Here is a 24968-nt window from a genome sequence, read left to right as displayed (position 1 = left end):
TCGGCCTAGGCGGTTGTTGCCTGCGCTGCCTGCAGTGCCTCCGCGCCCCGCTGGGCGATCGCCTCCCGCCGTGCTCTTCGCCACTGGTCCACCTGGTTAGCAAAAGTGCGTGTGACGTGGGCAGCATAGTCGAGGGCGGCCTGATTGCGGTCAATGCCGATCAGTTCCACCCCCGTGACCGGAAATGACTCGTTCCAGAGCCGGCAGACGGCTTCCCAGACGAGCAAGAAGTCCAGGACGGCGAGAGCAGTCGTGCCTGGCCCGACGCCGATATCGAGGACGCGCAGGGTACCGGAGAGCTTGCCCTGCCGCACCAGCTCAATCAGCACCGCCTGCAGCTTTGGGACGTTGACCGTGGCGTAGTATGTGAGATAGACCTCGAGAAATCCTCTGTCATAGGTTGTCGCTGCCGAAAACGGTTTCCCACTGCGGCAAAACTGTTCCCATTGAGCAGCCAGTCTCTCAATCCGGTTCGTGACATCGGAGCGGCTGAGGATCTGCTGAATGGATCCAGCGCGGTTCTGGGGATCGGGCGCGCAGCCGAAGAGCACCTGCAGTTGCGTGGCCTCGACGAGTGGCGAGAGGCGGAACCGTTTGCCCGGTGCGAAGAGGATCTCCAGCGTCTCAGCAACCCGCGATGACATCGTATCCCCCTCCCTGTGCAGCCGCCCGGGTGGTCAGCGACGCCTAATGCTTACGGAGCGGTAAAGCGGCGATGGTTCGGATTGGCGTAACAATACAGACAGCTGTAGCCGCATTCTTGCCACTCGTAGTCGCCGATGTCGGTGTGGCGGTGGCAGCCACAGGCCTGACGCGTCGCGAACTGCCGGTCGGTCGCCGCTGGAGGCATCCGTTTCTTCTGCGTTCCCTGCGCAACGGGCTGGGCTGCCGAGGGCTGGCCCGTCGGTGCGTGCTGGGGGCAGTGTCCCCTGTCGCTGCGGCCGGTGAGGCGGCCGGTTCGTGCACGATGGACGGGAGAAGCGGCAGCGCGAGCTGCGCAGGGGCGGCATAGCACTCGGGCGCCAGGACTGTGGCGTCAATACAGGCTGCTGCCACAAACCCCGGCACGGCGGCAAGGGCTGGCTCGGCACAGGCTTCCATCTGAATGCCCCACGCGCTGGCGATCTCAACCATGGCGGTGCCAATCGCCGCCACTTCTTCCGGATCAGGCTGACGCAGGGGACGCTCGGGAAAACAGCGTTGCCAGCGCCTGACGACCTTGAAGTAGGGATCGATGATGCTAGTGACGCAGCGGCGGACACCGAGCGAGCCGAGGGTGCGGCAGCCCTGTTCGAAGAAGGCGGGATCCCACGAACTGCGGGGCTGGCCGTCCTCCGTCCAGAAGAGCAGCGGGTCGTAGCGCCAGGTGAGAGCCTGGGGACCAAAGCGGGCGACGAGGGCACGAGCCTGGGCGAGGACGGCATCGAGCGGCGGGACTTCGGGCTCGATCCAGCGCAGGTCGTCACGGCGCGGGGTAATGGTGAAGTGGAAGTGCTGGCGCTGGTAGCAGGCCAACCGGTCGGCAACGCGCAGATAGACCGCGTAGTTCTTCGACCACCAGACGATGGCGAGGACATCGTCGGGATGGAGCGAGACGTGGGTGAGGGCACGGCAAGCTGGGCGTCGTGCTTGGAGGGCTGTTCGAGCGCGGCGTCGAGTTGAGCGCGGCGGGCATGACGTGACCGGTGTGCGGTCGGCAGCGCTTGTGGGGCTTCCTCCCGCAACGTCTTGATGAGTGAGGGGGTCAGGACAGGGTTGGGCACATCGACCCAGCCACGCGCGATGCGGTCGAGCAGCCAGGGCAGATAGAACGCGGGGATATCGGTGCGCTTGCTGGCCGAGAGAATGCGTGGTTCGTGCGGCAAGCCCGTGTTCGTGCGTCCGTGGGGGCAGGGTGGCAGATCAGTGGTAGCGGGCATGCAGTGCTCCTTGCCAGTTCCAGCGGGCTGGTATGAGTTGCCCGCTGCGCCTGAATCCATCGTTCGATAGCTGCATCATACCAAAGACCTCCGCAGCGCTTCCACGCTGTTCCCGTGCGCGCAGCGGCGAAAGAGTGGCGGCGAGCCAGCCCGCGCGCCGGCCGATCTTTATCCCTCCGTCCCTGCGCGACCAGCTGCCCGTGCCACGACAGGGAGCAAGACCGCTTTTTCGCGTCCGTGCCTGAGCGATCAGGATCGAGCGAACACATCGTCAACGCCAAGCCCCCTCTCCCCCTGCGTGCGTCGGAGTGAATCGACTTCCCTGACGGGGGAGTAATTGCCCGAGCGGTATGCTGACGCAAGCGATCCGGCCTACCCTGAGCCAGTCTTGTGCCCGTTCGACCAGGAGGTCCAGCCAGCGAGCCGTCTTCTCGAGTGTGCAGAGGTGACAGGGGGCTGCGCAGCCTGCTTCGCTGTGCTGCGGATCCCGTTTCGCGAGATTGCAGCGGCGAAACGGCAAGAGTGCGTCTTGGATCATGGGTTCGCCACCGAACGAGCAAGGTGGCTTGTCCGTTGACCATCCAGTTGGTTCCGACAGGAGAGCCCCTGTCCCACCGCTGGGCACAGCGCCCAGGGGTACCGCCGGCCATGCTCGCCCAACGCCGCACAGTGCGCATGCAGTCGGGCAATATCCGGCGATGCCGTCCGCCAGTCTCAGTGCGGGGCGCAGCGAACACCTGGCCGCCTCCGCTGGGGTGTCCGCAACAGGCAGCACGAACAGGGCAGGGAGCACAGGGGAGATCTGGCGCGGCACGTCCGTCGACCTCAGATCGTGCGCAGCGGCTGGGGGGTCGACGGAGCGGGGTGTGGGGTGTAGTGAGCGGCGGGATGCGGCGGGTGGCGGTGGTGGGCAAGTGCCGAGGCGGCGAGGGAGGGGATGGTGGGCAGGCGTTCGCCGTGGTAGACTAGGGATGTGATGGGTTTTGCCCGTACCTATGAGGGATTGAAACACGGTGTATCGGAGAATGAAGCCACGCTCAGCAAGCGGTTTTGCCCGTACCTATGAGGGATTGAAACAGGTTCACGATGTTCACGGCTCTCTCCCTTCTCGAGGGTTTTGCCCGTACCTATGAGGGATTGAAACGGACGTGCTCGAGACGTGGAACCGTGACCTACTTCTGAGTTTTGCCCGTACCTATGAGGGATTGAAACGTGCGGGAGTGGTGAGCGACCACACCGCGCAGCAAAGTTTTGCCCGTACCTATGAGGGATTGAAACCGTGACCAGCCGGTCAAGCGCGAGCTCAATCCGGCGGTTTTGCCCGTACCTATGAGGGATTGAAACCAGCTGGGCGCGCATGAACCAGACTGAGCGCCCACCGTTTTGCCCGTACCTATGAGGGATTGAAACAAGTCTTCGTTCCCGGCCTCTACGGCTGCGAAGGGCCGGTTTTGCCCGTACCTATGAGGGATTGAAACAGCGGTATCCGTTCCGGTTCCGCAGGGAAGGGGACGTGGTTTTGCCCGTACCTATGAGGGATTGAAACTCTCGATCACCGGTGCCTTCTCCTCTCGTTCGTCGTCGTTTTGCCCGTACCTATGAGGGATTGAAACCTCCAAAAGCCGCGCCAGCCTCAGCGCGGCCTCAGTGTTTTGCCCGTACCTATGAGGGATTGAAACCGGTACCTGAAAAACAGTGCCGTAGGGGCTTGACAACGTTTTGCCCGTACCTATGAGGGATTGAAACTGTGTCACCACCCGGTTTTGCCGCAGTAAGGTTGTCCATGTTTTGCCCGTACCTATGAGGGATTGAAACTGGGTGCTAAGGGGGGACGACGATGCAGCTCGTGCGGTTTTGCCCGTACCTATGAGGGATTGAAACCGGTAAACCGTATCATGAGCTTACGTTTACGAAGACTGTTTTGCCCGTACCTATGAGGGATTGAAACTAACGCCCAGATTTTTGCCTCCGGCCCGCGTTGCTGCAGCGTTTTGCCCGTACCTATGAGGGATTGAAACGGTTCCGGCCCGAGCCAGCGCCGTGGAGGGTCGTGGTGTTTTGCCCGTACCTATGAGGGATTGAAACGTATCCCGCGCGACGGCCGAGGCTTCCCGTGCTTCTCGTTTTGCCCGTACCTATGAGGGATTGAAACTTTGGCTCGCTCACCTAACGTGGTTCTCTCCGCGTTGTTTTGCCCGTACCTATGAGGGATTGAAACGAGCGTGTCGCTCCTGGTGCTGTCCGCGCTCGGCTAGTTTTGCCCGTACCTATGAGGGATTGAAACATCAGCGAGCACGATGTTGAGCGCGCTCGCGCCGGGCTGTTTTGCCCGTACCTATGAGGGATTGAAACCATGGCACGAGCGTCGCGGCTGACGAGCTGCTGGCCGTTTTGCCCGTACCTATGAGGGATTGAAACAACCTTACCCCTCATGCCCTTACGCTTGTTACTCCGTGTTTTGCCCGTACCTATGAGGGATTGAAACTATCGATAATAAGAATCATCGAGAAGACGATACTTCTCGTTTTGCCCGTACCTATGAGGGATTGAAACGGGTTGCTCGAGGGCGGCGATGGCTGCCTCGAGCACAGTTTTGCCCGTACCTATGAGGGATTGAAACCGGCTTCTCCCGCCGGATCAACAAGCGAAGGCCTGGGTTTTGCCCGTACCTATGAGGGATTGAAACAGGAAGACAATGCCGATGATCGCCATCACCGTCACGGTGTTTTGCCCGTACCTATGAGGGATTGAAACAATGTAGTCGTCATCGAGGAGAAGAAAGACATCGAGGCCAGTTTTGCCCGTACCTATGAGGGATTGAAACCTGCCATCGTCGGTGACGCGGTAGAGAAGACAAAGTTGTTTTGCCCGTACCTATGAGGGATTGAAACTCCTTCTCCACCTCCTGGTGGACAACCTGGGACAACGCCGAGTTTTGCCCGTACCTATGAGGGATTGAAACAATCCAACGGCAAAGGTATCGCTCCGTACCGGAACGGTGTTTTGCCCGTACCTATGAGGGATTGAAACTCTACGCAGGCCGAGCACATTGGCCGCCCGGCAACCGTTTTGCCCGTACCTATGAGGGATTGAAACGCCGCGGCTGGCAGTGTGGTCTCGGTGACGACACTGTTTTGCCCGTACCTATGAGGGATTGAAACCTCTTTGTCCATCTATCCCCCCATTCGGAAAATGGTACGTGTTTTGCCCGTACCTATGAGGGATTGAAACAAGAAGCGCGAGAGCGCCTTCGGTGAGGCGAGCATGTTTTGCCCGTACCTATGAGGGATTGAAACCCACCTCCTCTTCTTCGTCTTCTCCTACGATCGATGGTTTTGCCCGTACCTATGAGGGATTGAAACCAGGTGTGAACAGAAGAGGGGGTGGTCATGTGACCAACCGTTTTGCCCGTACCTATGAGGGATTGAAACTTGACAAGCTTTGTGATGGATACGGATTCTGGCGGCCGTTTTGCCCGTACCTATGAGGGATTGAAACCACCGCAAGGATCAATTCACGCAGGGAATTGGGTACGGTTTTGCCCGTACCTATGAGGGATTGAAACGGACATACGGCCGCGTGACGGACGAGCATCTCCGCGCGGTTTTGCCCGTACCTATGAGGGATTGAAACTTCGACGACGTCGGGACGCTGGGAAAGGGTGCGCAAGTTTTGCCCGTACCTATGAGGGATTGAAACACGACATTCTGCGCTTCATGAAAGACGTGTTGGCTCGGGTTTTGCCCGTACCTATGAGGGATTGAAACACGTCAAGGCGGCGCTCAACTGGCATCGGCCGGAGGTTTTGCCCGTACCTATGAGGGATTGAAACACGTCAAGGCGGCGCTCAACTGGCATCGGCCGGAGGTTTTGCCCGTACCTATGAGGGATTGAAACGTGCTGGAACGCCGAGGAAGCACGTGGACATGCCTGTCGTTTTGCCCGTACCTATGAGGGATTGAAACCCCGGTCGCAAAGGCGGTGCGCGAATTCGCGGCCCAGTTTTGCCCGTACCTATGAGGGATTGAAACCGCTCACCGCCGGCGCGGCCAATGGCTTTGCCAATCGTTTTGCCCGTACCTATGAGGGATTGAAACCAGGCTGAGCGCTGAGAAGGAGCGCCGTCACCGAAGCAGTTTTGCCCGTACCTATGAGGGATTGAAACAGGATGTCAACATCGGGCACAACCAGTGTGGAAGTGCGTTTTGCCCGTACCTATGAGGGATTGAAACAGGACTCCGCGGCGGTGGCAACCTATGGCGTTCGGGAGTTTTGCCCGTACCTATGAGGGATTGAAACTGCGGTAACAGGAGTTCAAACTCTTTCGGGTAATCGTTTTGCCCGTACCTATGAGGGATTGAAACACCGGCCTCGCGGTGAGTATGACTGCTGTGCGCGGGTTTTGCCCGTACCTATGAGGGATTGAAACGGATGCTGCTTCGCCAGTGCGCAAGACGCGGTTGAGTTTTGCCCGTACCTATGAGGGATTGAAACCTCCGCCGCGGAACGCGCGGATCACGCTGGCCGTTCCGTTTTGCCCGTACCTATGAGGGATTGAAACGCAGAGACGGGCGATCGTGCCGCTCGCCGTGGTCATGGTTTTGCCCGTACCTATGAGGGATTGAAACGAACGTCCGCTCAATCGGGATTGAGCACGAACAGTATGGTTTTGCCCGTACCTATGAGGGATTGAAACCTTCGCTGGGGGCGGCTCTGGATGCAGAATGCGCAGGTTTTGCCCGTACCTATGAGGGATTGAAACCAGCCGGGCGTATATCTAATATAATATGGAGGAAAGGTTTTGCCCGTACCTATGAGGGATTGAAACAGGATGATCATCCGGAACCAAGAGATTACCGGGCGAGTTTTGCCCGTACCTATGAGGGATTGAAACTCGCCGTCGCCCGCCAGGCCGGGCTCCCGAGCAAGTACGGTTTTGCCCGTACCTATGAGGGATTGAAACGAGCGCTTCTGCGCGTTCCGGCATGGGAACCTCCTTGTTTTGCCCGTACCTATGAGGGATTGAAACGCCGGATGTCGACCTCACGCCGACGGCGTTGGCAGGTTTTGCCCGTACCTATGAGGGATTGAAACCACCAGCGCTCACCTCGCTCAGTTGGCAGCAGCGGACGGTTTTGCCCGTACCTATGAGGGATTGAAACTCGTGACCGTCGTACCGATCGCGGAGGGCTCGTCATGTTTTGCCCGTACCTATGAGGGATTGAAACCGCTCCTGCGCTACGTCTCCCAGACACGTGACCGCTGTTTTGCCCGTACCTATGAGGGATTGAAACTTGGACACGCATGGCCTCACGCATGCCTCGATCTCGGTTTTGCCCGTACCTATGAGGGATTGAAACGGCGTCGGGTCATTACGGGAAGGTATCGAGTGTCACGGTTTTGCCCGTACCTATGAGGGATTGAAACTTGCGCCCGACGTAGACGCCGTACGTCGTCCCAGCGTTTTGCCCGTACCTATGAGGGATTGAAACAGCGAGTCGGTCTTCAAGATGCTGAATCCGTCGCTCGTTTTGCCCGTACCTATGAGGGATTGAAACTCACCCGAATCGGACAACTCCAGTCCGATGTGCAGGTTTTGCCCGTACCTATGAGGGATTGAAACCCATTCCAGCCTTCGGCGTCCTCAAGAATGCCGTCAGTTTTGCCCGTACCTATGAGGGATTGAAACTCCACTCGTCCGAGAGAGTGGGATCAGCGGTAATTTCGTTTTGCCCGTACCTATGAGGGATTGAAACTCAGAAGCGAAGCCAGAGCCACAACCAGAGCCCGAGGTTTTGCCCGTACCTATGAGGGATTGAAACGCGACCTCCCAGTCGAGAAAATCGTGGCGATGGCAACGGTTTTGCCCGTACCTATGAGGGATTGAAACCACAGTTAGGTTGTCTTCCTTCAGCTCGTCGGTGAGTTTTGCCCGTACCTATGAGGGATTGAAACCCAAGTGCCGCAGGGGGGTACTCACTCTTAGCGGGCGTTTTGCCCGTACCTATGAGGGATTGAAACTGTCTTCCCGGAGGGGCTTCCCCGGGAAGACAATCTTGTTTTGCCCGTACCTATGAGGGATTGAAACGATAAGGGGGAACCGATGAGTGTCAACAAGGCGGATGGTTTTGCCCGTACCTATGAGGGATTGAAACCAGAGTCAACACTCGCAGTCCATCCCGTTCCTGCAACGGTTTTGCCCGTACCTATGAGGGATTGAAACGCACAACAGTTGCAATTGCTACGAGACTCTTCACCGTTTTGCCCGTACCTATGAGGGATTGAAACCTGGCAACCGGAGTCCGTGTCCGGGAGCAAGCACGCGTTTTGCCCGTACCTATGAGGGATTGAAACGCCGGAGTCATCGAGCATGTGGTTGCCAGCCTCGGCGAGTTTTGCCCGTACCTATGAGGGATTGAAACCGCCAAGCGATAGCATCCAGTTCCGCTGTTTCCCCCACCCCAGGTTTTGCCCGTACCTATGAGGGATTGAAACCCTCCCCCGATCGGCATGCCAGTCCTCGAGACACCGTCTTGCCCGTACCTATGAGGGATTGAAACTGCCCTCGCGCAGCACCCCCAACCACACCTGGTACGTGTCTTGCCCGTACCTATGAGGGATTGAAACTGCCGAGTGTGCCCAAATGCGCTCGTGAGCCTGATTGTTTGTCTTGCCCGTACCTATGAGGGATTGAAACTTCTCTGCGGCATATGCCACGATCTTTTCGAATAACGTCTTGCCCGTACCTATGAGGGATTGAAACACCAACTCGGCACGCACGTCGTAGAGGCTGAGGTAGGTCTTGCCCGTACCTATGAGGGATTGAAACATCTGCTCAGCATGTTCCGGTGGGTTGGCGGCAATGTCTTGCCCGTACCTATGAGGGATTGAAACCTCGTCAGGGGCCACCACGGCTTTGCCATTGGGCTGCGTTTTGCCCGTACCTATGAGGGATTGAAACTCCCAGACTTCATACATACGGCAGAACGCCGTACGGTTTTGCCCGTACCTATGAGGGATTGAAACATCGCACGGTCACGCACGGTCTGCGGGTCGAGCGCAAGTCTTGCCCGTACCTATGAGGGATTGAAACCCGAGGTGGGGATGGGGAATGCGAGCAGTCCAGCCGAGTTTTGTCCGTACCTATGAGGGATTTGGAAACCGCGCGTTCTGCGTGCCAGCGCGTGGGGGTCAGGCTTAGTGTTGCCCATGCCTATTGGAAATTGCGTCGCCGTGCGCCTCGATGGTGCGATCGCTGGTTTTTGGCCCCTGCTAGGGCGCGATAGCATCCTCCCACCAGCTGCGCGTGCAGGCTGTCCCACATGCCGTTCCGCTCAGCCAATGGTCACGCACAAGCCGACAGCGCACGTCTCCTCTGTGCTGCCTCGCGAGGCCGCGCCATGGGCAACGTGACGCCGCTCGATGGAACCGGAAAACGACGGGCGTATACTCCGATCTGGAACCGGTTCGCGGAGTAATGCCGATTCCGCGAGCGTTGGAGGTTGTTGTATGCGGTATGACTATCGCGCTGCTGCTCCTGGTGTGGTCGAGGCGATGCGCGGCCTTGAACGCGAAATCGCGCAAAGTGGCCTGGAGCGCCCCTGCCTCCATCTGGTGAAGATCCGCGCGTCGCAGCTCAATGGCTGCGCGTTCTGCCTGGCTATGCATATCCGCGAAGCATGTGAGGATGGTGAACGTCAGGAGCGAATCGACCTGCTGCCGGCCTGGCGCGAGGCCCCGTTCTACAGCGCACGTGAACGGGCGGCTCTCGCCTGGACTGAGGCCGTGACGCTCCTCCCCCAGACCGGCGTGCCCGATGATGTGTACGAGCAGGCTCGGGCCGTCTTCAGTCCTACGGAGCTCGCGTACCTGACCCTCGCGATCGTCGCGATCAATGGCTGGAACCGGCTGAATGTCAGTTTTTGCATCCCGCCTGAGGTCGAGGACGTGTCCGCTGAGCGAGGCTATCACGCATGACAGCGGTGCCTCGTGTGACCTTCACACTGCGCCCCCGTGCACCGTTTCGACTCGACGCAACGGTGTGGATCCTGCGCCGTCGGCCCGAGAACCAGCTTGATCGGTGGGACGGTACGACCTATCGCCGGGCGCTGCTGCTTCCACGCGCTGCCGCAGCAGGCGATGGCCGCTCCCGGCCGAGCGAGGCATGTCCCACGACAGCGCCGGTGATGGAACAGCAACCGGCATGCTGGCCCGTTGAGCTGGCGGTGCGGCAGGTCGGCTCGGTCGACGATCCGGTGTTGTCCGTCCAGCTCAGCGGCGCCAGCCCCGAGGCCATCCCGGCAGCGACGGCGTGGTTGACGCGCACGCTTGGCATGGATGTTGACCTCGAGCCGTTCTTGGCCCTCGCCGCGCGCGATCCGAAGCTCGGCCCGCTGGTGATGCAGTTCCGCGGCGCCAGGCCCACACGCTATCCCTCGCTTTTCGAGGCGCTGGTGAATGCAATTGTCTGCCAGCAGGTCACGCTGTCCTTCGGCATCACGCTGCTCAACCGGTTTGTGCAGACGTTCGGTGTGCCAGTTTTTTACGAAACAGCTCCCCCATCTGGCGAGCCAGCTCCCCGGGCGTTTCCGCCGCCGGATCGCATTGCAGCGTGCGCTCCCGAGGATTTTCGGCCGCTTTCGTTCAGCCGTCAGAAAGGGCAGGCCGTTGTCGAGGCAGCGCGTGCTGTGCTGGCAGGCGCGCTCGACAAGCTTGAGACGCTGCCCGACGACCAAGCTATCGCGCTCCTGCGTACGGTGCGAGGGATCGGCCGGTGGTCGGCTGAATACGTGCTGTTGCGCGGGCTTGGCCGCACGCACATCTTCCCCGGTGACGACGTCGGCGCGCGACGGAACGTGCAACGTTGGCTCGACGTCGAAGGCACGCTGGACTATGATCGCCTCGCTGCCTTGCTGGCGCCGTGGCGCTCCTTCGCTGGCTTCATCTATTTCTCCCTACTGCTCCGGAACCTGGCTGAGCGCGGACTCCTTACGGAAACGGCTCCGATCGCTGAACCGTTCCCCGATGCCGAGCCAGCGAGCAATCACTGATCCAGAAGTTTCCCACCATCCGCGTCCAGTGCCGCTGCGGCACGCGAGCGCGGTGCACGCGAAGGCCGGCTGATTGCCTGAAGCCAGGAACGCTTGTGGTTGCCAGGCAAATGCCTCGCGCACTGGTGTGTGCTGCAGCGCTCGACCAGCATGCGGCGCAGGCACCTGGCAACTGGTCGTTCATGCTGGCGCCAGCACAACGCCAGATCAACGTTGGTCCTTCCCTCAACCCTGCTGCTAGGTTGAATCATTGCCGAGTTCTTGCTGGCATGGGCGAAACGCTCACGCCGGTGTGAGGTTGAAACCTGAAATGCTTTTCTGTATACTTAGCGAGTTCATAGCGCTTAGTGCTCACGTCCCGCGCGATTGCCATGCGCAATCCCTTGGGCTCTCCCATGCCCGCCATGATCACAAACCTGCCAGGCCAGGATGGTCCGCAATAGCCACGATAGGAGGTGACCGATGAGACGAATCCTGGTCGACATGGAAGGCGGGTGGGTCGATGTCCGGGTCGACCCGCCTGATCCGGATGAGCAATGCCTGATTATCGACTGGGACCGGCTCGACGAGTCTCCCGAGCTCGCACTCTCCGTCCTCAAGGGGTTGGTGACCTGGTCCTTCCATATTCCGGAAGATGGTGGGGCGACGCCACTCCTCGAACTGGTCCAGTCTTTCATCGCCCGGATCAGCGACCGGCGCTATCTCGCCCCGCTCCTCAGAATCCCGCAGCAGACCGGGTGGTGGGCTAGGGCGCCGCAGTCGCCGGAGCCGGAGCTGTGGTCTCCCTCCTACCTCGTCGGATGGACACCGTCCCAGTCCAGTTCCAGGGCTGGGCCGGGTTCCCAGCCGTCCCTGGCCGATCCGGATCAGTTCTCCGGTCAGGATGACGTGACTGATCTCGAGGTTCTCCGCGGCCTCCTGACCCTAATCCCGGAGATCCGGGAGCTGGCCTGGAACGGGCAGCGCGGGGCAGGTCACCTCGTGAGCTGGCCCGGACGGCCCGGTGAACTGATCGGCCTCGCCCTCAACGAGTGGGGCCAGGTCGTCTGGACAGGCCGCTCCCATGACATCATCTCCCTGAGCCAGGAGGCGGTGTCCCTGGTCTTCCTCAACCGGGAACTCCGCGAAGAAGAGGACGAATGGGGCTGAGCATCACGCATCGCCCCCACACGGGTGGTTGCCTTGCTGAAACCTGATCGATATCCTCACAGTTTCTCCATGGTCGGCGCGCCGGGGTAAGGTCATCAAATCCGGTCGCAGGCCAGGGCCTGGTGGGGACGCATGCTCAGCTCCGTGATGATCTCCCGCTCTGCCCGGGCGTGCCTGTCATCAGCTGAATCCTGACCGCGGCCGTGGTCTGCTGGGGCCAGATGCACTGGCCCCGGTTTTTGCCTGTACTGCTGAAAGATTGGGATGCCGCAGCAGCGTCCCCAACAGGTGTTGCATCGTGTTGTCCACGACAGGGGGATGGCACTCGAGCACGCGGCCGCCGATCTGGGCTGCGCTCTGCCTGCGCTGATACGTTGCGCCGAGTGCCCGCGAGGCGTCGCGCCACCGCGGGCACCGCACCAGATCACGCGATCCGCCCAGCGAACGTGCCAGCGTCGTGCAGCCCTACACTGGCTCTGGCTCTGGTTCCACCGGCGCGCTCATCTCAGTAACGTTGGCTGCCCTGCCTGTGCTCGCTGCACCGTTGCGCACGCAGTCGGCTGCTCACGGCAGGGAAGTGCTCTGGCCACCGGTGGCGTCAACGTAGCGCTGGCAACGGCTCCCAGCGAAACACCTCGCCCTCGCGCACGATCCGGCCGAAGCCGCCCGGCTGCGGGAAGTGTGTGACGGTCACGATTGCACCGGTCTCCGCGGCCCACGCATTGACGCGTTCACGCGTTGCCTGCGCTGTTGCGGCGTCCATGTCGAAGGCGGCGGCAATGTCGGGATGTCGTACCTGCGCGGGATGCGTGTAGACATCGCCGAGGATCGCCGCCGTCGTGTCCTCGGCCTGGAGCAGCAGGCTGGCATGACCGGTTGTGTGCCCAGGCGTCGGCCAGACGCGGATGCCAGGTGCAAGCTCAGCCTCACCGTCGACCAGTTCCAGTACGCCCAGGCGCGCGAGCGGGTAGACCGCCTGATCGAGGTACGCGACCAAAGCGTCCATCGCCTCCTTGACCGCTGGCTGCTGAAACGTCTCCCAGTCTGTCCGGGTCGCGACGTAGCGGGCGCGCGGAAACGTCGGCCGTCCGTCAGGGCCGACTGCCCACCCGGCGTGGTCAGGGTGGAGATGCGTGAAGTAGACGAGGTCAATGGCGTTTGGCGTGACGCCCTCGGCCGCCAGCGCAGTGAGCAACTGTCCACGGCTGTTGCCGAACAGCGGCACCGGCCCCGGCCCAATCCCACCGTCGACCAGAATCAGCTGCGTCGGCGTCCGAACAAGATAGCAGCGGACAAACGTGTAGAGCGTCTCGGGATCGGCGAACGAGCCGGGGTAGGCCTCACGGAAGGCGGCGACACGCGGCGTGTCGTGGGGAAAGACGACGGAGAGCGGGAAGAAGCCGCCCTCAGCATCAACGAGTGGGGTCACCTGAAACGGCCCAACCGTGAGTGTTTGCCCTGCCATCATGCCCTCCTTTGCCTGGCTCCGGGCCTCTCCTGCATACGATCGGTGCTGCCGACCATGATTGTAGGCGATGGTGCGGGAACTCATCGTCGCCTGCCGTCGTTTTACCCAACAAGAGGGATGTGGATGTAGAAGGAGCCGCCGGTGTCGCAGTCTCGCCCGGATCGACCAGCCGGTCTGCCGCCCGAAGCAGATGCGCCGTCGCCCCGTCGGGCCGAACGCCTGCTCTTCTTCGGGCTCGCCACGCTGGTGGCCGTCATCCTCGGCGTGGCGGTCGTCGGCGTGCTCGCTGCACCACGCGGAGGGACAACAATGACCACCCCATCTGCTACCCCAGACGCAACGCCACCGACGACGCCAGACGCATCATCACCGGCCACGCCAGATGCAACAGCACCACTGCTCCAGGTGCTTGCGGTCACCCCCGAGCCGGTGGCACCCGGGCAGCCGGTTACTCTCCTGGTGCGCGTGCTCCTGCCTGACGCCTGCACCACCCCAGCGGCGCCCCGCGTCGAGCGGCAAGGCACGCGCATCACCGTCACGCTCGTAGGCCAGCGCCCGGCTGATGCGATCTGTGCTCAGGTCGTGCGCGAAACAACGGTGACGGTCGCGCTGGGGCCGCTCGAGGCTGGGGAATATCAGCTCATCGTCAATGGCACGACACACCAGCTTGTCGTCGACTCGACGACGTCAGGCGCGGGCAACGCTAGCCCCGGCGGCGTGATGAACCCGCCTGTGCGTACCACCGGCACGCCCGAGGGGTCGGCAACGTCATCCGGCGCTGTTGTCTCCCCGACGCCGCAAGCGACTGCTCCGCCGCCCGGCTCAGTCCCAGCCACCATGCCGCCAGCGACACCCATTGGGGGCAGCTCTGGCGGCCTTGCTGGCCTGCCGACCGTCGTAATCGTGCCGCCCCATTCGGTGCAGATCCCTCCAGCCACCCCGTCTTCTGGGTCAACGCCAGACGCGTCGCCGCAGTAGGCAGCGCGGAGCAGGCGTACCCATATCCCAGACACGGCATCGCCACGCCTGTGTGAACGACCCGTGCCGTGGCGTTGCGGGAAGCCCGAGCATGACGCTGGCGCGCCCCCACACTTAGCGCCCGGTGAAGCGCGGGGGACGGCGCTCGCGGAAGGCCCGCAGCCCTTCCTGGTAGTCCTCAGTCGCGTCGAGAGCGGCGCGGAGCTGATCGATCGTGGCCAGCGCCTCGGGCGAAAGGGCTGGGCGAGCAGCAGCGAGCGCGGCCTTCGCTGCGCGGACAGCGAGCGGCGCGGTCTGCGCAAGCTCGGCGAGGTAGCTGGCAACCGCGTCCTCGAGTGCCTCTGGCGGGCAGAGCCGATCGATGAGGCCGATACGGAAGGCTTCCTCCGCGTCGATGATGCGCCCGCTGAGGATCAGGTCAGCCGCGCGCGACGGCCCGACAACGGCCGGCAGGCGGATGATGCCGCCAGCAGCCGGGAAAATGCCGCGGCGAACCTCCGGCAGGCCGAACGTCGCGGTCGTGCTGGCGAAGCGCACGTCGCAGGCCAGCGCAAGTTCGAGTCCGCCAGCCAGGCACGGGCCAGCGATGACGGCGATAGTCGGCATCGGCAGCTGTGCGACAGCCTCGACGGCGGCACGGACAGCCTGCGTGTGGGCGGTGAGGGCGTCGGGCGGGAGATCGAGGCGTTCGCGCAGGTCGGCGCCAGCGCAGAACGCGGGCGGCACGCCGCGCACCAGCACCGCCCGAACTGTGTGGTCGGCGGCCAACGCCTCGGCGGCCGTGCGGAGGGCCTCGGCGAGAGCGCGGCTGAGGGCGTTTCGGGCCTGGGGGCGGTTCAGCGTGAGGGTGACGACGTCGCCATCGCGGGCCTGTAGCAACACGGGCTCTTCAGCCATTGCCTGCTCCCTTCATGCCTTCTCCCCTATTGTGCCAGGATTCTTTCTCTTCGCTTCCAGGAAGGGGTGGATGAGTGCGTATCTCAGCGTAGGATGACGGGCTGGCCGCGCCTCACTGCCTGACCGTGGGTTGGGGAAGAGCAATCCGGCTTGTCAGTGTGCGCCGTGCTCAGTATCGTCACAGGGAGAAGCACTGCTGGTGGAGGTGCACGATGCAACGCGCGAACTCGCTCGGCCTTGCTGGCATCCTGCTGATCATCATCGGGGTCGTGCTGCTCTCTCTGCCGCGTTTCGTCGTGGGGCATGAGCCGATGTTGCGATTCCACGGCCCGCTCGTGCCATGGTATCGCGTTGGGCCGGTCTGGAATTGGTGGTTCGTGCTGATCGTGGCAGGGCGGTTTGCCGTCTTCCTCGGTGTGCTCGTCCTGATCGCCTGGGCAATCCAGCGCCTGACGCGACCGAGCCAATCCCAGCCGTCATCGCAGGCCATTGCCATCCTGCAGGAACGCTATGCCCGCGGTGAGCTGACGCGTGAGCAGTATGAGCAGATGCTGCGTGACCTGCGCGGGTAGGCTGCGCTGGCATCGAACGACCTGGCGGCGCCGCGGCCGCGTCGAGCGCTGACCGGGGGACACGTACCTGCGCGTGAGCGAGCTGCAACGTCACCCGCATGCCGGTGCGCACGGTCACGCGCTGCTGGCCCGGCGGCGGCGCGGTGTCAGGCGTGCGCGGCGCTGGCCGCACGAGCAGTCGCGCCGGTGTCTGGACGCGTCCACTCAGGTCAATCAGGCATGCTTCTGGCCGAGCCGCTGTCGGCCTCGCCGTGCCAGATGTTGCAAGGAGGCACGAGAGCCGGCCTGTCCAGATGCGGAGCCCGCTCAGCTGCCCTTTCCCTTGGGTCACCAGCAGCACAGCCGGATGCCGCTGGCCAAGGATGACCCGGGTCGAGCGCTCGACCTCGTGGATGCGCACGTGGTGTGCTGCTGCGGCCTGCCAAAGCAACGCCCACGCCGGGTCGTCGCCCCGCTTGCCGAGGAGCACGATCGCCCCAATGCGCTGGCGTGCAACGGCGTCGAGCACGCCAGGGAGTTGCTCCGTGCTTCGTGCATCGAGGAGGAGCGTCACGGGGTGACGATCCCAGGGAAGCGTTGTGCGATCGAGCAGTTCCACAAGTCCCGTGCGGGTCGCACTGCCACCGACGGCGATGCGCTGTGTGCCGAACTGGACAAGCGCGGTGAGGGTTGTCCCCGTGTTGCTGACGACGATCCGGTCGGCTCGGTTCGCTGCCGTTGCGCCACCGACAATGGCCAGACCAGCAGCGAGCCCGAGGCCGAACATCACCAGACGCCACAGCATCCGCTACTGGCCCGATGGTGTAGCCTGGTAGTAGGCAATGTCAATGCGTGCTCCGCGTGGTACCCAGGTGTTCCACTGGAGCGTGCCACTGACGACGCCGCCGTTGGGGAAGGACGCGCAGTCAAAGTTTGGCGCGCCGTGCGTCCGAATGTAGGTGCAGGTCTGCGGTGAAACCGAGCCAACAACCAGTCCCGCACTCTGCAAGACTTGCACCGCCTGCTGATACGGCATCTTGTAGACGTCCGGCACCTTTACCTTGTCGCCCATGCTGACATAGACGGTCACTGTGCCGCCGCTGGGGACTTGCCCCGGCCCAGGCGGATCCGTGCGGATGACTTGCCCTTCGGGGACAGTCTGGCTTGGTTCCTCCACGCGGTTGACGTTCAGGCCGAGGCTCTGCAGTTGGCGCAGGGCCTGGTCATAGGGCTGAACGTCGAGCTTGGGGAAGGAGATGAACTGGGGCCCCTGACTGACCCAAACTGTGACTGTCGATCCTTTGGCAAGCTCGGTGCCCGCTGGTGGATCTTGCTTGATAATCACGCCTTTCGGCACAACGTCGTCATAGACGTTCTGGATGTTGAGCTGGAAGTTCCCGACCTTCGCCGCCTGCTGCGCCTGCGCCAGCGTCGAGCCAACGAAGACGGGCACACGCGCAAGTTCCGGCGTTGGCGTTGCCGCGACGGTCGGTGTGGGGCTTGGACTCGGGCTTGGGCTTGGGCTTGGACTTGGACTCGGGCTCGGTGTCAGCGCCGCCGTTGGCGTTGCCAGTTCTGTTGGAGTGGCTGCAGGCGTTGCTGTCGGTGAGGCAACGCTGGCAACGGCAGTGCGCGTGGGGGTGGGATTTGTTCCGGAGAGCGCCGAGAGATCGACGAGTTTGAAGGCAATGAGGACGAGCGCGACGATGCCGATGAGGATTGCAGTGCCGATTAACCAGGTCGCCCAGCCAAGTTCGTTGCCTCGAGTCGGGATCCTGGGTGGGGGTGCAGCACGCGTTCCCCGCGGGCGGACAGTTCCCCACGCGGGCGGCGCTGCGCCGCGCCCGCCAAGTGCCAAGGCCGCCGCAGCTGGATCATTCGGCAGTTGGCGCCAGCGCTCGAGTGCCCGCGCGAGGTCAGTTGCCCGAGCAAAGCGTTGCATTGGATTCTTGGCGAGCGCGCGCAAGATGATTTGCTCGACCTGCGGCGGGATATTCGGGTTGAACTGCCGTGGCAGCGGGGGCGGCGCCTGCACGTGCTGCATTGCCAGGCCGATCGGGTTATCCGCGTCGAAGGGCAGCCGGCCGGTGAGCATCTCATAGAGGACGACGCCGAGCGCGTAGATATCAGACGCCGGTGTTGCAGGCTCGCCGCGGGCTTGCTCGGGCGAGACGTAGTGCACGGTGCCGAGCCCCACGCCGGCTTCGGTGAGACTGGCGTCGGTCAGCCCCTTGGCGATGCCGAAATCCGTCACTTTGACATGGCCTTGATCGTCAACCAGAATGTTCTGTGGCTTGATATCGCGGTGCACAAGCCCGTGCGAATGAGCATAGTCGAGGGCTGCGGCGACCTGGTTGATGATAGGCACTGCCTCATCGACCGTGAAGGGCGCATGGCGAAGGATCAGGTGCTTGAGCGTCTGTCCCGGCACGTACTCCATGACGATGTAGTGCACGCCGTTGTCGTGCCCGACGTCGTAGACACTGACGATGTTCGGATGGCTGAGCCGGGCCGCCGCCTGAGCCTCGCGCTCGAAGCGGCGCAGGAAGTTCGGATCGCTGCCGTACTGTCCTCGCAGAATCTTGATCGCTACATCCCGGCCAAGGGCGAGGTCGACGCCACGGTAGACAACTGCCATGCCTCCTTGGCCGATCACCTCTTCGAGCCGGTAGCGCCCGTTCAAGACCGTCGCTTGCACCGTTGCGCCTTCCTCGCTGCTCGGCCCCCTCTGCCGCGCCTCGCTCCTCGCCGTCGCGAAGCGTACTCGCGTTGTCGCTATCCTACTACGGATGCGCCTGTGCTCGCAGGGGCGTGGCTGGGGAATAGTCGGCTAGTCACGAGCGTTGCAGGACCGTGGGGCGACGAGCCGCTCCGTGCTTTGGCATCCTAAGAGCAGAGGCTGGGAGCGGCTCAGCCGGAAGGCGAGCGTGAGCATGCGAGCGCATGTCCGAGAACAACACGGAATGCAGGTCACCGAGTGCATCGGCCGGACGCCGCTCGTCCGGCTCGAGCGGATACCACAGCAGCATGGCGTGCCCGCAGACGTGCAGATCCTCGGCAAGGCGGAATGGTTCAACCCCGGTGGCTCAATCAAGGACCGTGCAGCCTTGCAAATCGTCAAGGAGGCGATGGAACAGGGGCTGCTGCGCCCTGGCATGACGTTGCTCGATGCGACGTCGGGCAATACGGGCATTGCCTATGCCATGATCGGTGCTGCCTGGGGCTTCTCCGTCACCTTAGTCGTGCCGGAGAGCATTAGCGAAGAGCGGCGGCGCATCCTGCAGGCCTACGGCGCCCAGTTGCTCTTCAGCGACCCCTATGAAGGCACCGACGGCGCCATTCGCCTGGCCCGCGAGCTGGCTGCGCGGGAGCCCGATCGCTACTTCTACGCCGACCAGTACAGCAATCCCGCCAACTGGCGTGCCCACTACAACGGCACCGGCGTCGAAATCATCGAACAAACCGACGGCGCCGTCACGCACCTCGTTGCCGGCTTAGGGACCACCGGCACGATGATGGGCACTGGCCGCCGCTTGAAGGAGTTCAACCCGGCGATCACCCTCGTCGGCGTCCAGCCCGATGACGCGTTCCACGGCCTTGAAGGCCTTAAGCATCTCACCACCGCCATCGTCCCAGCGATCTACGATCCCTCGGTGATCGACCGGATGGAGTTTGTGAACACCGATGAAGCCTTTGCCATGGCCCGCCAGCTGGCCCGTGAAGAGGGCCTCTTTGTCGGTCCGTCAGCAGCGGCGGCCGTCGTCGCGGCTTTCCGCGTTGCGCGCGAGCTCGATCATGGCGTCATTGTGGTGATTTTGCCGGACAGCGGCGTCAAGTACCTCAGTACGCCACTCTGGCAAGACGGGTCATAGCGTGCGAAGGATACCAGAGCAAGAACGGGAGGGTAGCAACAGATGGCAGTCAAGGTCATGATCCCCGCACCACTGCGCCAGTTTACTGGCGGACAGTCTTCGGTTGACGTCCAGGCCACAACGGTTGGCGACGCGCTGGCTGCGCTCGACCAGCATTTCCCTGGTCTCCGTGATCGCCTGGTTGAGCCGGATGGCCGCCTGCGCCGCTTCGTCAGTGTCTTCGTGAATGGCAAGGACGTGCGGACGTTGCAGGGACTGGAGACGCCGTTGCAGGAGGGGGACGAGGTTGGCATCGTCCCGGCGATGGCTGGCGGACGATGATTGAGCTGCGGCGAGCTGACTACGAGGCGATCATCGCCCACGCCCGGCGCGAAGCACCACGCGAGTGCTGTGGGCTCCTGGCTGGCCACGGCAGCCGCGTCGAGCGCGTCTACGAAGTGCCGAACCGCGCGGACGCCGCCGCCGAGTTCTTCGCCGAGCGTGGGCTCTACCCCGAAGGGAAAATCTCCGGCCTGCGCGGGCCTGAGGTATTGACCGCCGAGCGGTTCTTCATGGACCCCGAAGCGCAGTTCCGAGCACTACGCGACATGGAGGCCCGTGGGCTCGAGCATATCGGCAACTATCACTCGCACCCAGCGTCCCCGGCTCGCCCCTCGCGCACCGATATTGAGCTCGCCGCCTACTGGTCGCACGTCTACCACCTCATCTGTTCCCTGGCTGATCCTGAGCATCCAGACCTGCGGGCCTATCGGATCGTCAACGGCCAGGTGACCGAAGTGCCCATTCGCATCATTGATGAGGCCGAGTCTGGGAGCGCTGCAGAGCGGTAAGCCTGGCAACCCCGTATGCGTGCGACGCCCCGGAGTGTTTGCCCCGGGGCGTCGTTTCATGCTCGTGTAGCGGACGGAGAACTAGTCGGCCACGCTCGGCAGCAAGCATGACTGCTGGTAGTCGATCTGCCCGATCGTCTCCGGCGTGACCGTCGCGTTCGGGCCGCAGATCGCGCAGTCGGGGTCGCGAGCGACCGTCAGCTCGCGGAAGGTCGTTGTCAGCCCGTCGAAGAGCAGCACGCGCCCGACCAGTGGCTCACCCAGCCCGAGCAGCAGCTTGATCGCCTCGTTGGCCTGTAGCGCGCCGATGACGCCCGTGAGGACGCCGAGCACGCCCGCCTGATCGCAGGTCGGCGCCAGGTCAGCCGGCGGTGGTTCCGGGAACAGGCAGCGGTAGCATGGCCCCTCGCCCGGCTTGTAGACGGTGACCATCCCCTCGAAGCGGAAGATGCTGGCATCGACGACCGGCTTGCCCAGGAGTACGGCTGCGTCGTTGACCAGGTAGCGTGTTGGGAAGTTGTCGGCTCCGTTCACGATGACGTCGTAGTCGCGGATGATGTCGAGAATGTTCTGACTCGTCAGCCAGACATCATGGAGCACAACGTTCACGTCAGGGTTGAGCGCGGTGAGCGTCTGCCGGGCCGACTCCGTCTTGGGCTGGCCGACCCGATCAGTCGTGTGGATGATCTGGCGCTGCAGGTTGCTCAAATCGACGACGTCGTTATCGACGATGCCGATCGTGCCAACGCCGGCAGCGGCCAGGTACAGCGCGGCTGGCGAACCGAGCCCGCCGGCGCCGATGACCAGCACCTTGGAGTCGAGCAGGCGCGCTTGCCCTGACTCGCCGACTTCTGGAATCAGGAAGTGCCGGCTGTAGCGCTGCAGTTGCTCGCGCGTCCACTGCCGTGGCGTAACGAAGGGGTAGCCGGCATGCTTCCACGCGCTGAAGCCGCCAGCGACGCTGTAGACGTGCCGATAGCCCATCTCCTGCAGCGTCTTAGCCGCGAAGGCTGACCGTACTCCGCCAGCGCAGTAGACGTAGACCGGCGTGTCCTTATCGGGCACACGGTCTTCAACCTGCAGTTCGAGGTAGCCGCGGGGAATGAAGACCGCGCCGGGGATATACCCTTGCTCCCACTCCTCGCGCTCACGCACGTCAATGACGACGGGACGACGGCCCTGCCGCAACTCCTGGTAGAGCTGGTGCACGTCGACCTCTTGAATGGCTTGCTTAATCTCTTGGAAGAGCTTCTCGTACTCTCGCGGCATCGGGTTCCTTTACCTCCACCCATAATCCTCCGCGCGCTGCGCGCTGGTCTTTCCAGTCTACATCAAACGCGATACCCGAGGCCGCTATTCCAATTCCATCACCGATGGAGCAACCACCACGCGCGAGCCTCGGCCTCATCCATCGTCTTGCGCCGCGATACCAGCGCTCGCGCGCTTTCCTTCGACGGCATCGACGTTCGGTGCCAGAAGGTAGCGGAGCCCACGTGCATCCAGGCGCGACAAGAAGTCAGCCGGGGCCGCAGCATCAGTAATGAGCAGGGCCACTTCTTCCAACGCCGCGAAACGTGCCAGCGTTGGCTGCCCAAGCTTGCTGGAGTCGGCGAGCACGTAGGCCACGCTCGCAGCCTGCAGCAGCGCCCGTTTCGTCTGCGCTTCAATCGGGTTCGGCGTCGAGTAGCCTTGGTCATCCACACCCGTCGCCCCCAGAAACGCTTTGTCGACATGGTAGTGCCGCAGCATGTCGACCGCTGCCGGCCCGATGAGCGCCAGGCTATGGTGCCGCATCTGCCCGCCCGTGAGTAGCACATCGAAGCCGGACTTGGACAGTTCCAAGGCGACCGGCATCGAATTCGTGATGACGTAGAGCCGACGAAACCGGTGGCGCAGCAGCCGTGCCAGGGCGAGCGTGGTGCTGCCAGCATCCAGGATGATGCTGTCGCCCTCTTGGATCAGCTCGAGCGCGGCCCAGGCGATCGCTTGTTTTTCCTGCCGCTTAAAGTTGAGCTTCTCGTAGAACGAAGGATTAAACAGGCTTTTATGGACCGGAATGGCCCCGCCATGCGTGCGGTGGAGAATGCCACGCTCTTCTAGTTCATGCAGATCTTTGCGAATCGTAACCTGACTGACGCCAAAGCGCTGCGCAAGCGCGTCGACCGCGACCTCTCCCTCACGCTCGAGTAACTCGATAATCAGCCGCCGTCGCTCTTCCGCTCGCACCACGCGCCCCTCACATTTCGATACAATGCTCTACCGTTGATACGGTCTGTCAGCAACCGAGAACGGCTCTTCCTCACACCTCCAATGGTGCCAGAGAGCGGCTCAAGGCGTCGTGACCGTTTCCGTGTGCGCCCCGAACCACCGTTGGTGCTGCCGGGCCTGCTCATAGGCCTGGCGGGCGGCCTGCACCGCCGGCTGCTCCGAGACTGCGGCAACCGGCACGTCCCACCAGCTCTCACAGCCCGGCAGCCGGTCGTCTGGATCAACCGGCACAACCAGCACCTTCACCCCCGGCAGCCGCCGTGCCTCCGCTAGCCGCGCCGCCAGTTCCTCGTAGCTCGTCACAGCCCAGGCCCGTGCTCCCATCGCCGCCGCATGCTGGACGTAGTCGACGACGATCGGCGGCCCATCCAGTTGCCCGGTCGCCGGATTCCGTGCCCGCAGCAGGTTGCCGAACGGCGGCGAGCCCACCGCCTGCTGTAACCCGTGGATCGAGCCAAACCCGCCATTGTCCACCAGCACCACGGTGAGGTCAAGCCCCTCGGCCACGGCGGTGACCAGCTCCGCGCTGGCCATGAGGTAGCTCCCATCGCCCACCAGCACCACCACGTCCCGGTCTGGCTCGGCCAGCTTCACTCCAATCCCTGCCGGCAACTCGTAGCCCATGCACGAGTAGCCATACTCGACGTGGTAGGCGGCGGGCTCCTCCGCACGCCAGAGCCGCAACAGCTCTCCCGGCATGCTCCCCGCCGCATTGATCACCGTCGCCCGCCCGCCGACGACCGTGTTGAGCACTCCCAGCACTGCCGCCTGGCGGAGTCGTGGCCCGGCTGCTGCGGGCGGCGTGCGCCACGCCGCGACCCACGCGTCCCACTCGGCCCGCAACTGCGCCACCTCGGCCCGGTAGGGCACAGCCGTGCCCGGCCAGTCGCTGAGCGCCACCGCCAAGGCCTCTATCCCCTGCCGGGCATCGCCCACCAGCGCCACCCCGCCCAGTTTGGCCGCATCGGCCGCGTTAATGTTCAGCCCGATGACCCGCACCGCAGGATGCTGGAAGGCCGTCTTGGACGCCGTGGTGAAATCGGTCAGCCGTGTGCCGACCGCCAGAATGAGGTCAGCCTGCCGCGCCAGCCGGTTAGCCGCCAGCCCGCCGTTGACCCCGATCGGCCCCACGTTCCACGGATGCTGCCAGCTCAACACCCCTTTGCCCGCCTGTGTCTCGGCAACCGGCAGGCCAAAGCGGCTGGCCAGCGCGGCCAGGGCCTCCCCCGCCGCACTGTAGCGTGCTCCTCCGCCCACAATCACCAGCGGCCGTTCCGCCTGCCGCAGCAGCTGTGCCGCCACGGCGACCGCTGCCGGATCCGGCACCGGCCGGCGGATCGGCCAGACCCGCTCGGCCAGGAAGGCGACTGGCCAGTCATAGGCTTCGGCCTGCACATCCTGCGGCAAGGCCACCGTCACCGCCCCGGTCTCGGCCGGATCCGTCAGCACCCGCATCGCCTCCGGCAGGACGTCCAGCATCTGCTCCGGCCGGGTGATCCGGGCAAAGAAGCGCGAGAGCGGGCGAAACGCATCGTTGACGCTGACGTCGCGCTCCAGTGGGTGCTCGAGTTGCTGAAGCACAGGATCAGGTACCCGGTTGGCGAAGGCATCGGCTGGCAAGAGCAGCACCGGCAGCCGGTTGATCGTTGCCCCCGCGGCTGCGGTGAGCATGTTCGTCGAGCCTGGCCCGATCGAGGCGGTGCAGGCAAACGTACTCAGCCGTTCAGTGTGGCGGGCAAAGGCGGCCGCGGCGTGCACCATCGCTTGCTCGTGCTGCGGGCGATAGGTCGGCAACCCAAGCCTCGTCCCGTATTCGGCCAGCGCCTGCCCCAGCCCGGCTACGTTGCCATGCCCGAAAATGGCCCAGACCCCGCGGATCAATCGCTGGCGCACGCCATCGCGCTCGCTATACTGCGCTGCCAGGAAGTGCACCAGGGCCTGCGCCACCGTCAGCCGGCGCGTCGTCATCGTCGGCCTCCTCTCCCC

Annotated in this window: 16 protein-coding genes, 2 pseudogenes and 1 CRISPR repeat array; of the genes and pseudogenes, 8 read left to right on the top strand and 10 right to left on the bottom strand. The window is 63.2% G+C overall.

Annotated elements, in window-relative coordinates; translation table 11 throughout:
• Positions 1 to 5 precede the first annotated feature (5 nt).
• The 3 genes and pseudogenes from N675_RS03470 to N675_RS13950 all read right to left on the bottom strand — a co-directional run.
• Positions 6 to 644, bottom strand: a complete 639-nt coding sequence (locus N675_RS03470) for a small ribosomal subunit Rsm22 family protein (RefSeq protein WP_038038101.1) — start codon at positions 642 to 644, stop codon at positions 6 to 8.
• Between the two features lie 43 nt (positions 645 to 687).
• Entirely contained in the window at positions 688 to 1773 is a 1086-nt protein-coding gene (locus N675_RS13955) for a DUF1848 family protein (RefSeq protein ID WP_231578004.1), read from the bottom strand.
• Positions 1774 to 1790: 17 nt separating this feature from the next.
• A pseudogene (locus N675_RS13950) lies at positions 1791 to 1919 on the bottom strand (hypothetical protein); the annotation flags it as partial.
• A 980-nt stretch (positions 1920 to 2899) separates the two neighbouring features.
• A CRISPR array of direct repeats spans positions 2900 to 9079; the repeat unit is 30 nt; unit sequence GTTTTGCCCGTACCTATGAGGGATTGAAAC.
• 349 nt (positions 9080 to 9428) lie between these two features.
• On the opposite strand from N675_RS13950, the gene N675_RS03455 reads away from it, so the two are divergent.
• The 3 genes from N675_RS03455 to N675_RS03440 all read left to right on the top strand — a co-directional run bounded on the left by N675_RS03455 (position 9429) and on the right by N675_RS03440 (position 12118).
• Positions 9429 to 9896, top strand: coding sequence for a carboxymuconolactone decarboxylase family protein (locus N675_RS03455; protein ID WP_038038098.1), 468 nt, complete (start codon positions 9429 to 9431; stop codon positions 9894 to 9896).
• Positions 9893 to 10969: a DNA-3-methyladenine glycosylase family protein gene (locus N675_RS03450; protein ID WP_051914044.1), complete on the top strand. Its 1077-nt coding sequence runs from the start codon at positions 9893 to 9895 to the stop codon at positions 10967 to 10969. The genes N675_RS03455 and N675_RS03450 overlap by 4 nt, the downstream gene beginning before the upstream one ends.
• 462 nt (positions 10970 to 11431) lie before the next feature.
• Complete coding sequence (locus N675_RS03440) at positions 11432 to 12118, top strand: hypothetical protein (protein WP_038038096.1); 687 nt, start codon at positions 11432 to 11434, stop codon at positions 12116 to 12118.
• Between the two features lie 598 nt (positions 12119 to 12716).
• Here the strand turns inward: N675_RS03440 and N675_RS03435 are convergent.
• Positions 12717 to 13586: an MBL fold metallo-hydrolase gene (locus N675_RS03435; RefSeq protein WP_197066264.1), complete on the bottom strand. Its 870-nt coding sequence runs from the start codon at positions 13584 to 13586 to the stop codon at positions 12717 to 12719.
• Between the two features lie 141 nt (positions 13587 to 13727).
• Here N675_RS03435 and N675_RS03430 point away from each other — a divergent pair, with 141 nt between their 5' ends.
• Complete coding sequence (locus N675_RS03430; RefSeq protein WP_038038094.1) at positions 13728 to 14564, top strand: hypothetical protein; 837 nt, start codon at positions 13728 to 13730, stop codon at positions 14562 to 14564.
• A 114-nt stretch (positions 14565 to 14678) separates the two neighbouring features.
• Here N675_RS03430 and N675_RS03425 read toward each other — a convergent pair whose 3' ends face one another.
• A complete protein-coding gene (locus N675_RS03425; protein ID WP_038038093.1) occupies positions 14679 to 15461 on the bottom strand; it encodes an enoyl-CoA hydratase/isomerase family protein in 783 nt (260 codons plus the stop codon).
• 212 nt (positions 15462 to 15673) lie between these two features.
• Here N675_RS03425 and N675_RS13945 point away from each other — a divergent pair, with 212 nt between their 5' ends.
• Positions 15674 to 16033 (top strand): SHOCT domain-containing protein, encoded by a 360-nt coding sequence (locus N675_RS13945; protein ID WP_231577924.1) that lies wholly within the window; start codon positions 15674 to 15676, stop codon positions 16031 to 16033.
• Positions 16034 to 16820: 787 nt separating this feature from the next.
• Here the strand turns inward: N675_RS13945 and N675_RS14825 are convergent.
• Positions 16821 to 17465 carry a PASTA domain-containing protein gene (locus N675_RS14825; protein ID WP_422396425.1) on the bottom strand — a complete coding sequence of 215 codons (645 nt, stop codon included), beginning with the start codon at positions 17463 to 17465 and terminating at the stop codon, positions 16821 to 16823.
• Between the two features lie 486 nt (positions 17466 to 17951).
• Positions 17952 to 18710, bottom strand: a pseudogene (locus tag N675_RS14820) (protein kinase domain-containing protein); the annotation flags it as partial.
• A 265-nt stretch (positions 18711 to 18975) separates the two neighbouring features.
• On the opposite strand from N675_RS14820, the gene N675_RS03410 reads away from it, so the two are divergent.
• The 3 genes from N675_RS03410 to N675_RS03400 are packed head-to-tail and all read left to right on the top strand — an operon-like array spanning position 18976 to position 20714.
• Positions 18976 to 19884, top strand: coding sequence for a PLP-dependent cysteine synthase family protein (locus N675_RS03410; protein ID WP_338417739.1), 909 nt, complete (start codon positions 18976 to 18978; stop codon positions 19882 to 19884).
• Between the two features lie 42 nt (positions 19885 to 19926).
• Positions 19927 to 20205, top strand: a complete 279-nt coding sequence (locus N675_RS03405; protein WP_038038089.1) for a ubiquitin-like small modifier protein 1 — start codon at positions 19927 to 19929, stop codon at positions 20203 to 20205.
• Positions 20202 to 20714 (top strand): M67 family metallopeptidase, encoded by a 513-nt coding sequence (locus N675_RS03400; RefSeq protein WP_038038088.1) that lies wholly within the window; start codon positions 20202 to 20204, stop codon positions 20712 to 20714. The genes N675_RS03405 and N675_RS03400 overlap by 4 nt, the downstream gene beginning before the upstream one ends.
• An 81-nt stretch (positions 20715 to 20795) precedes the next feature.
• Here the strand turns inward: N675_RS03400 and moeB are convergent, their stop codons facing one another.
• From moeB to iolD, 3 genes are all read right to left on the bottom strand, one after another.
• Positions 20796 to 21983 (bottom strand): molybdopterin-synthase adenylyltransferase MoeB, encoded by a 1188-nt coding sequence (gene moeB, locus N675_RS03395; RefSeq protein ID WP_038038087.1) that lies wholly within the window; start codon positions 21981 to 21983, stop codon positions 20796 to 20798.
• Positions 21984 to 22118: 135 nt separating this feature from the next.
• Entirely contained in the window at positions 22119 to 22940 is an 822-nt protein-coding gene (locus N675_RS03390) for a DeoR/GlpR family DNA-binding transcription regulator (protein ID WP_051914041.1), read from the bottom strand.
• Between the two features lie 102 nt (positions 22941 to 23042).
• Positions 23043 to 24950 (bottom strand): 3D-(3,5/4)-trihydroxycyclohexane-1,2-dione acylhydrolase (decyclizing), encoded by a 1908-nt coding sequence (gene iolD, locus N675_RS03385; RefSeq protein ID WP_038038086.1) that lies wholly within the window; start codon positions 24948 to 24950, stop codon positions 23043 to 23045.
• Positions 24951 to 24968 lie beyond the last annotated feature (18 nt).

Source organism: Thermorudis peleae (assembly GCF_000744775.1).
GTDB lineage: Bacteria > Chloroflexota > Chloroflexia > Thermomicrobiales > Thermomicrobiaceae > Thermorudis > Thermorudis peleae.
The sequence above is the reverse complement of the archived record's forward strand: the minus strand, read 5'-3'. Positions and strand labels throughout refer to the sequence as shown.

Coding starts and splice junctions, on each gene's coding strand:
- N675_RS03470 (WP_038038101.1), bottom strand. CDS start 644: ATGTCATCGCGGGTTGCTGAGACGCTGGAGATCCTCTTCGCACCGGGC.
- N675_RS03455 (WP_038038098.1), top strand. CDS start 9,429: ATGCGGTATGACTATCGCGCTGCTGCTCCTGGTGTGGTCGAGGCGATG.
- N675_RS03450 (WP_051914044.1), top strand. CDS start 9,893: ATGACAGCGGTGCCTCGTGTGACCTTCACACTGCGCCCCCGTGCACCG.
- N675_RS03440 (WP_038038096.1), top strand. CDS start 11,432: ATGAGACGAATCCTGGTCGACATGGAAGGCGGGTGGGTCGATGTCCGG.
- N675_RS03435 (WP_197066264.1), bottom strand. CDS start 13,586: ATGATGGCAGGGCAAACACTCACGGTTGGGCCGTTTCAGGTGACCCCA.
- N675_RS03425 (WP_038038093.1), bottom strand. CDS start 15,461: ATGGCTGAAGAGCCCGTGTTGCTACAGGCCCGCGATGGCGACGTCGTC.
- N675_RS13945 (WP_231577924.1), top strand. CDS start 15,674: ATGCAACGCGCGAACTCGCTCGGCCTTGCTGGCATCCTGCTGATCATC.
- N675_RS03410 (WP_338417739.1), top strand. CDS start 18,976: ATGCAGGTCACCGAGTGCATCGGCCGGACGCCGCTCGTCCGGCTCGAG.
- N675_RS03405 (WP_038038089.1), top strand. CDS start 19,927: ATGGCAGTCAAGGTCATGATCCCCGCACCACTGCGCCAGTTTACTGGC.
- N675_RS03400 (WP_038038088.1), top strand. CDS start 20,202: ATGATTGAGCTGCGGCGAGCTGACTACGAGGCGATCATCGCCCACGCC.
- moeB (WP_038038087.1), bottom strand. CDS start 21,983: ATGCCGCGAGAGTACGAGAAGCTCTTCCAAGAGATTAAGCAAGCCATT.
- iolD (WP_038038086.1), bottom strand. CDS start 24,950: ATGACGACGCGCCGGCTGACGGTGGCGCAGGCCCTGGTGCACTTCCTG.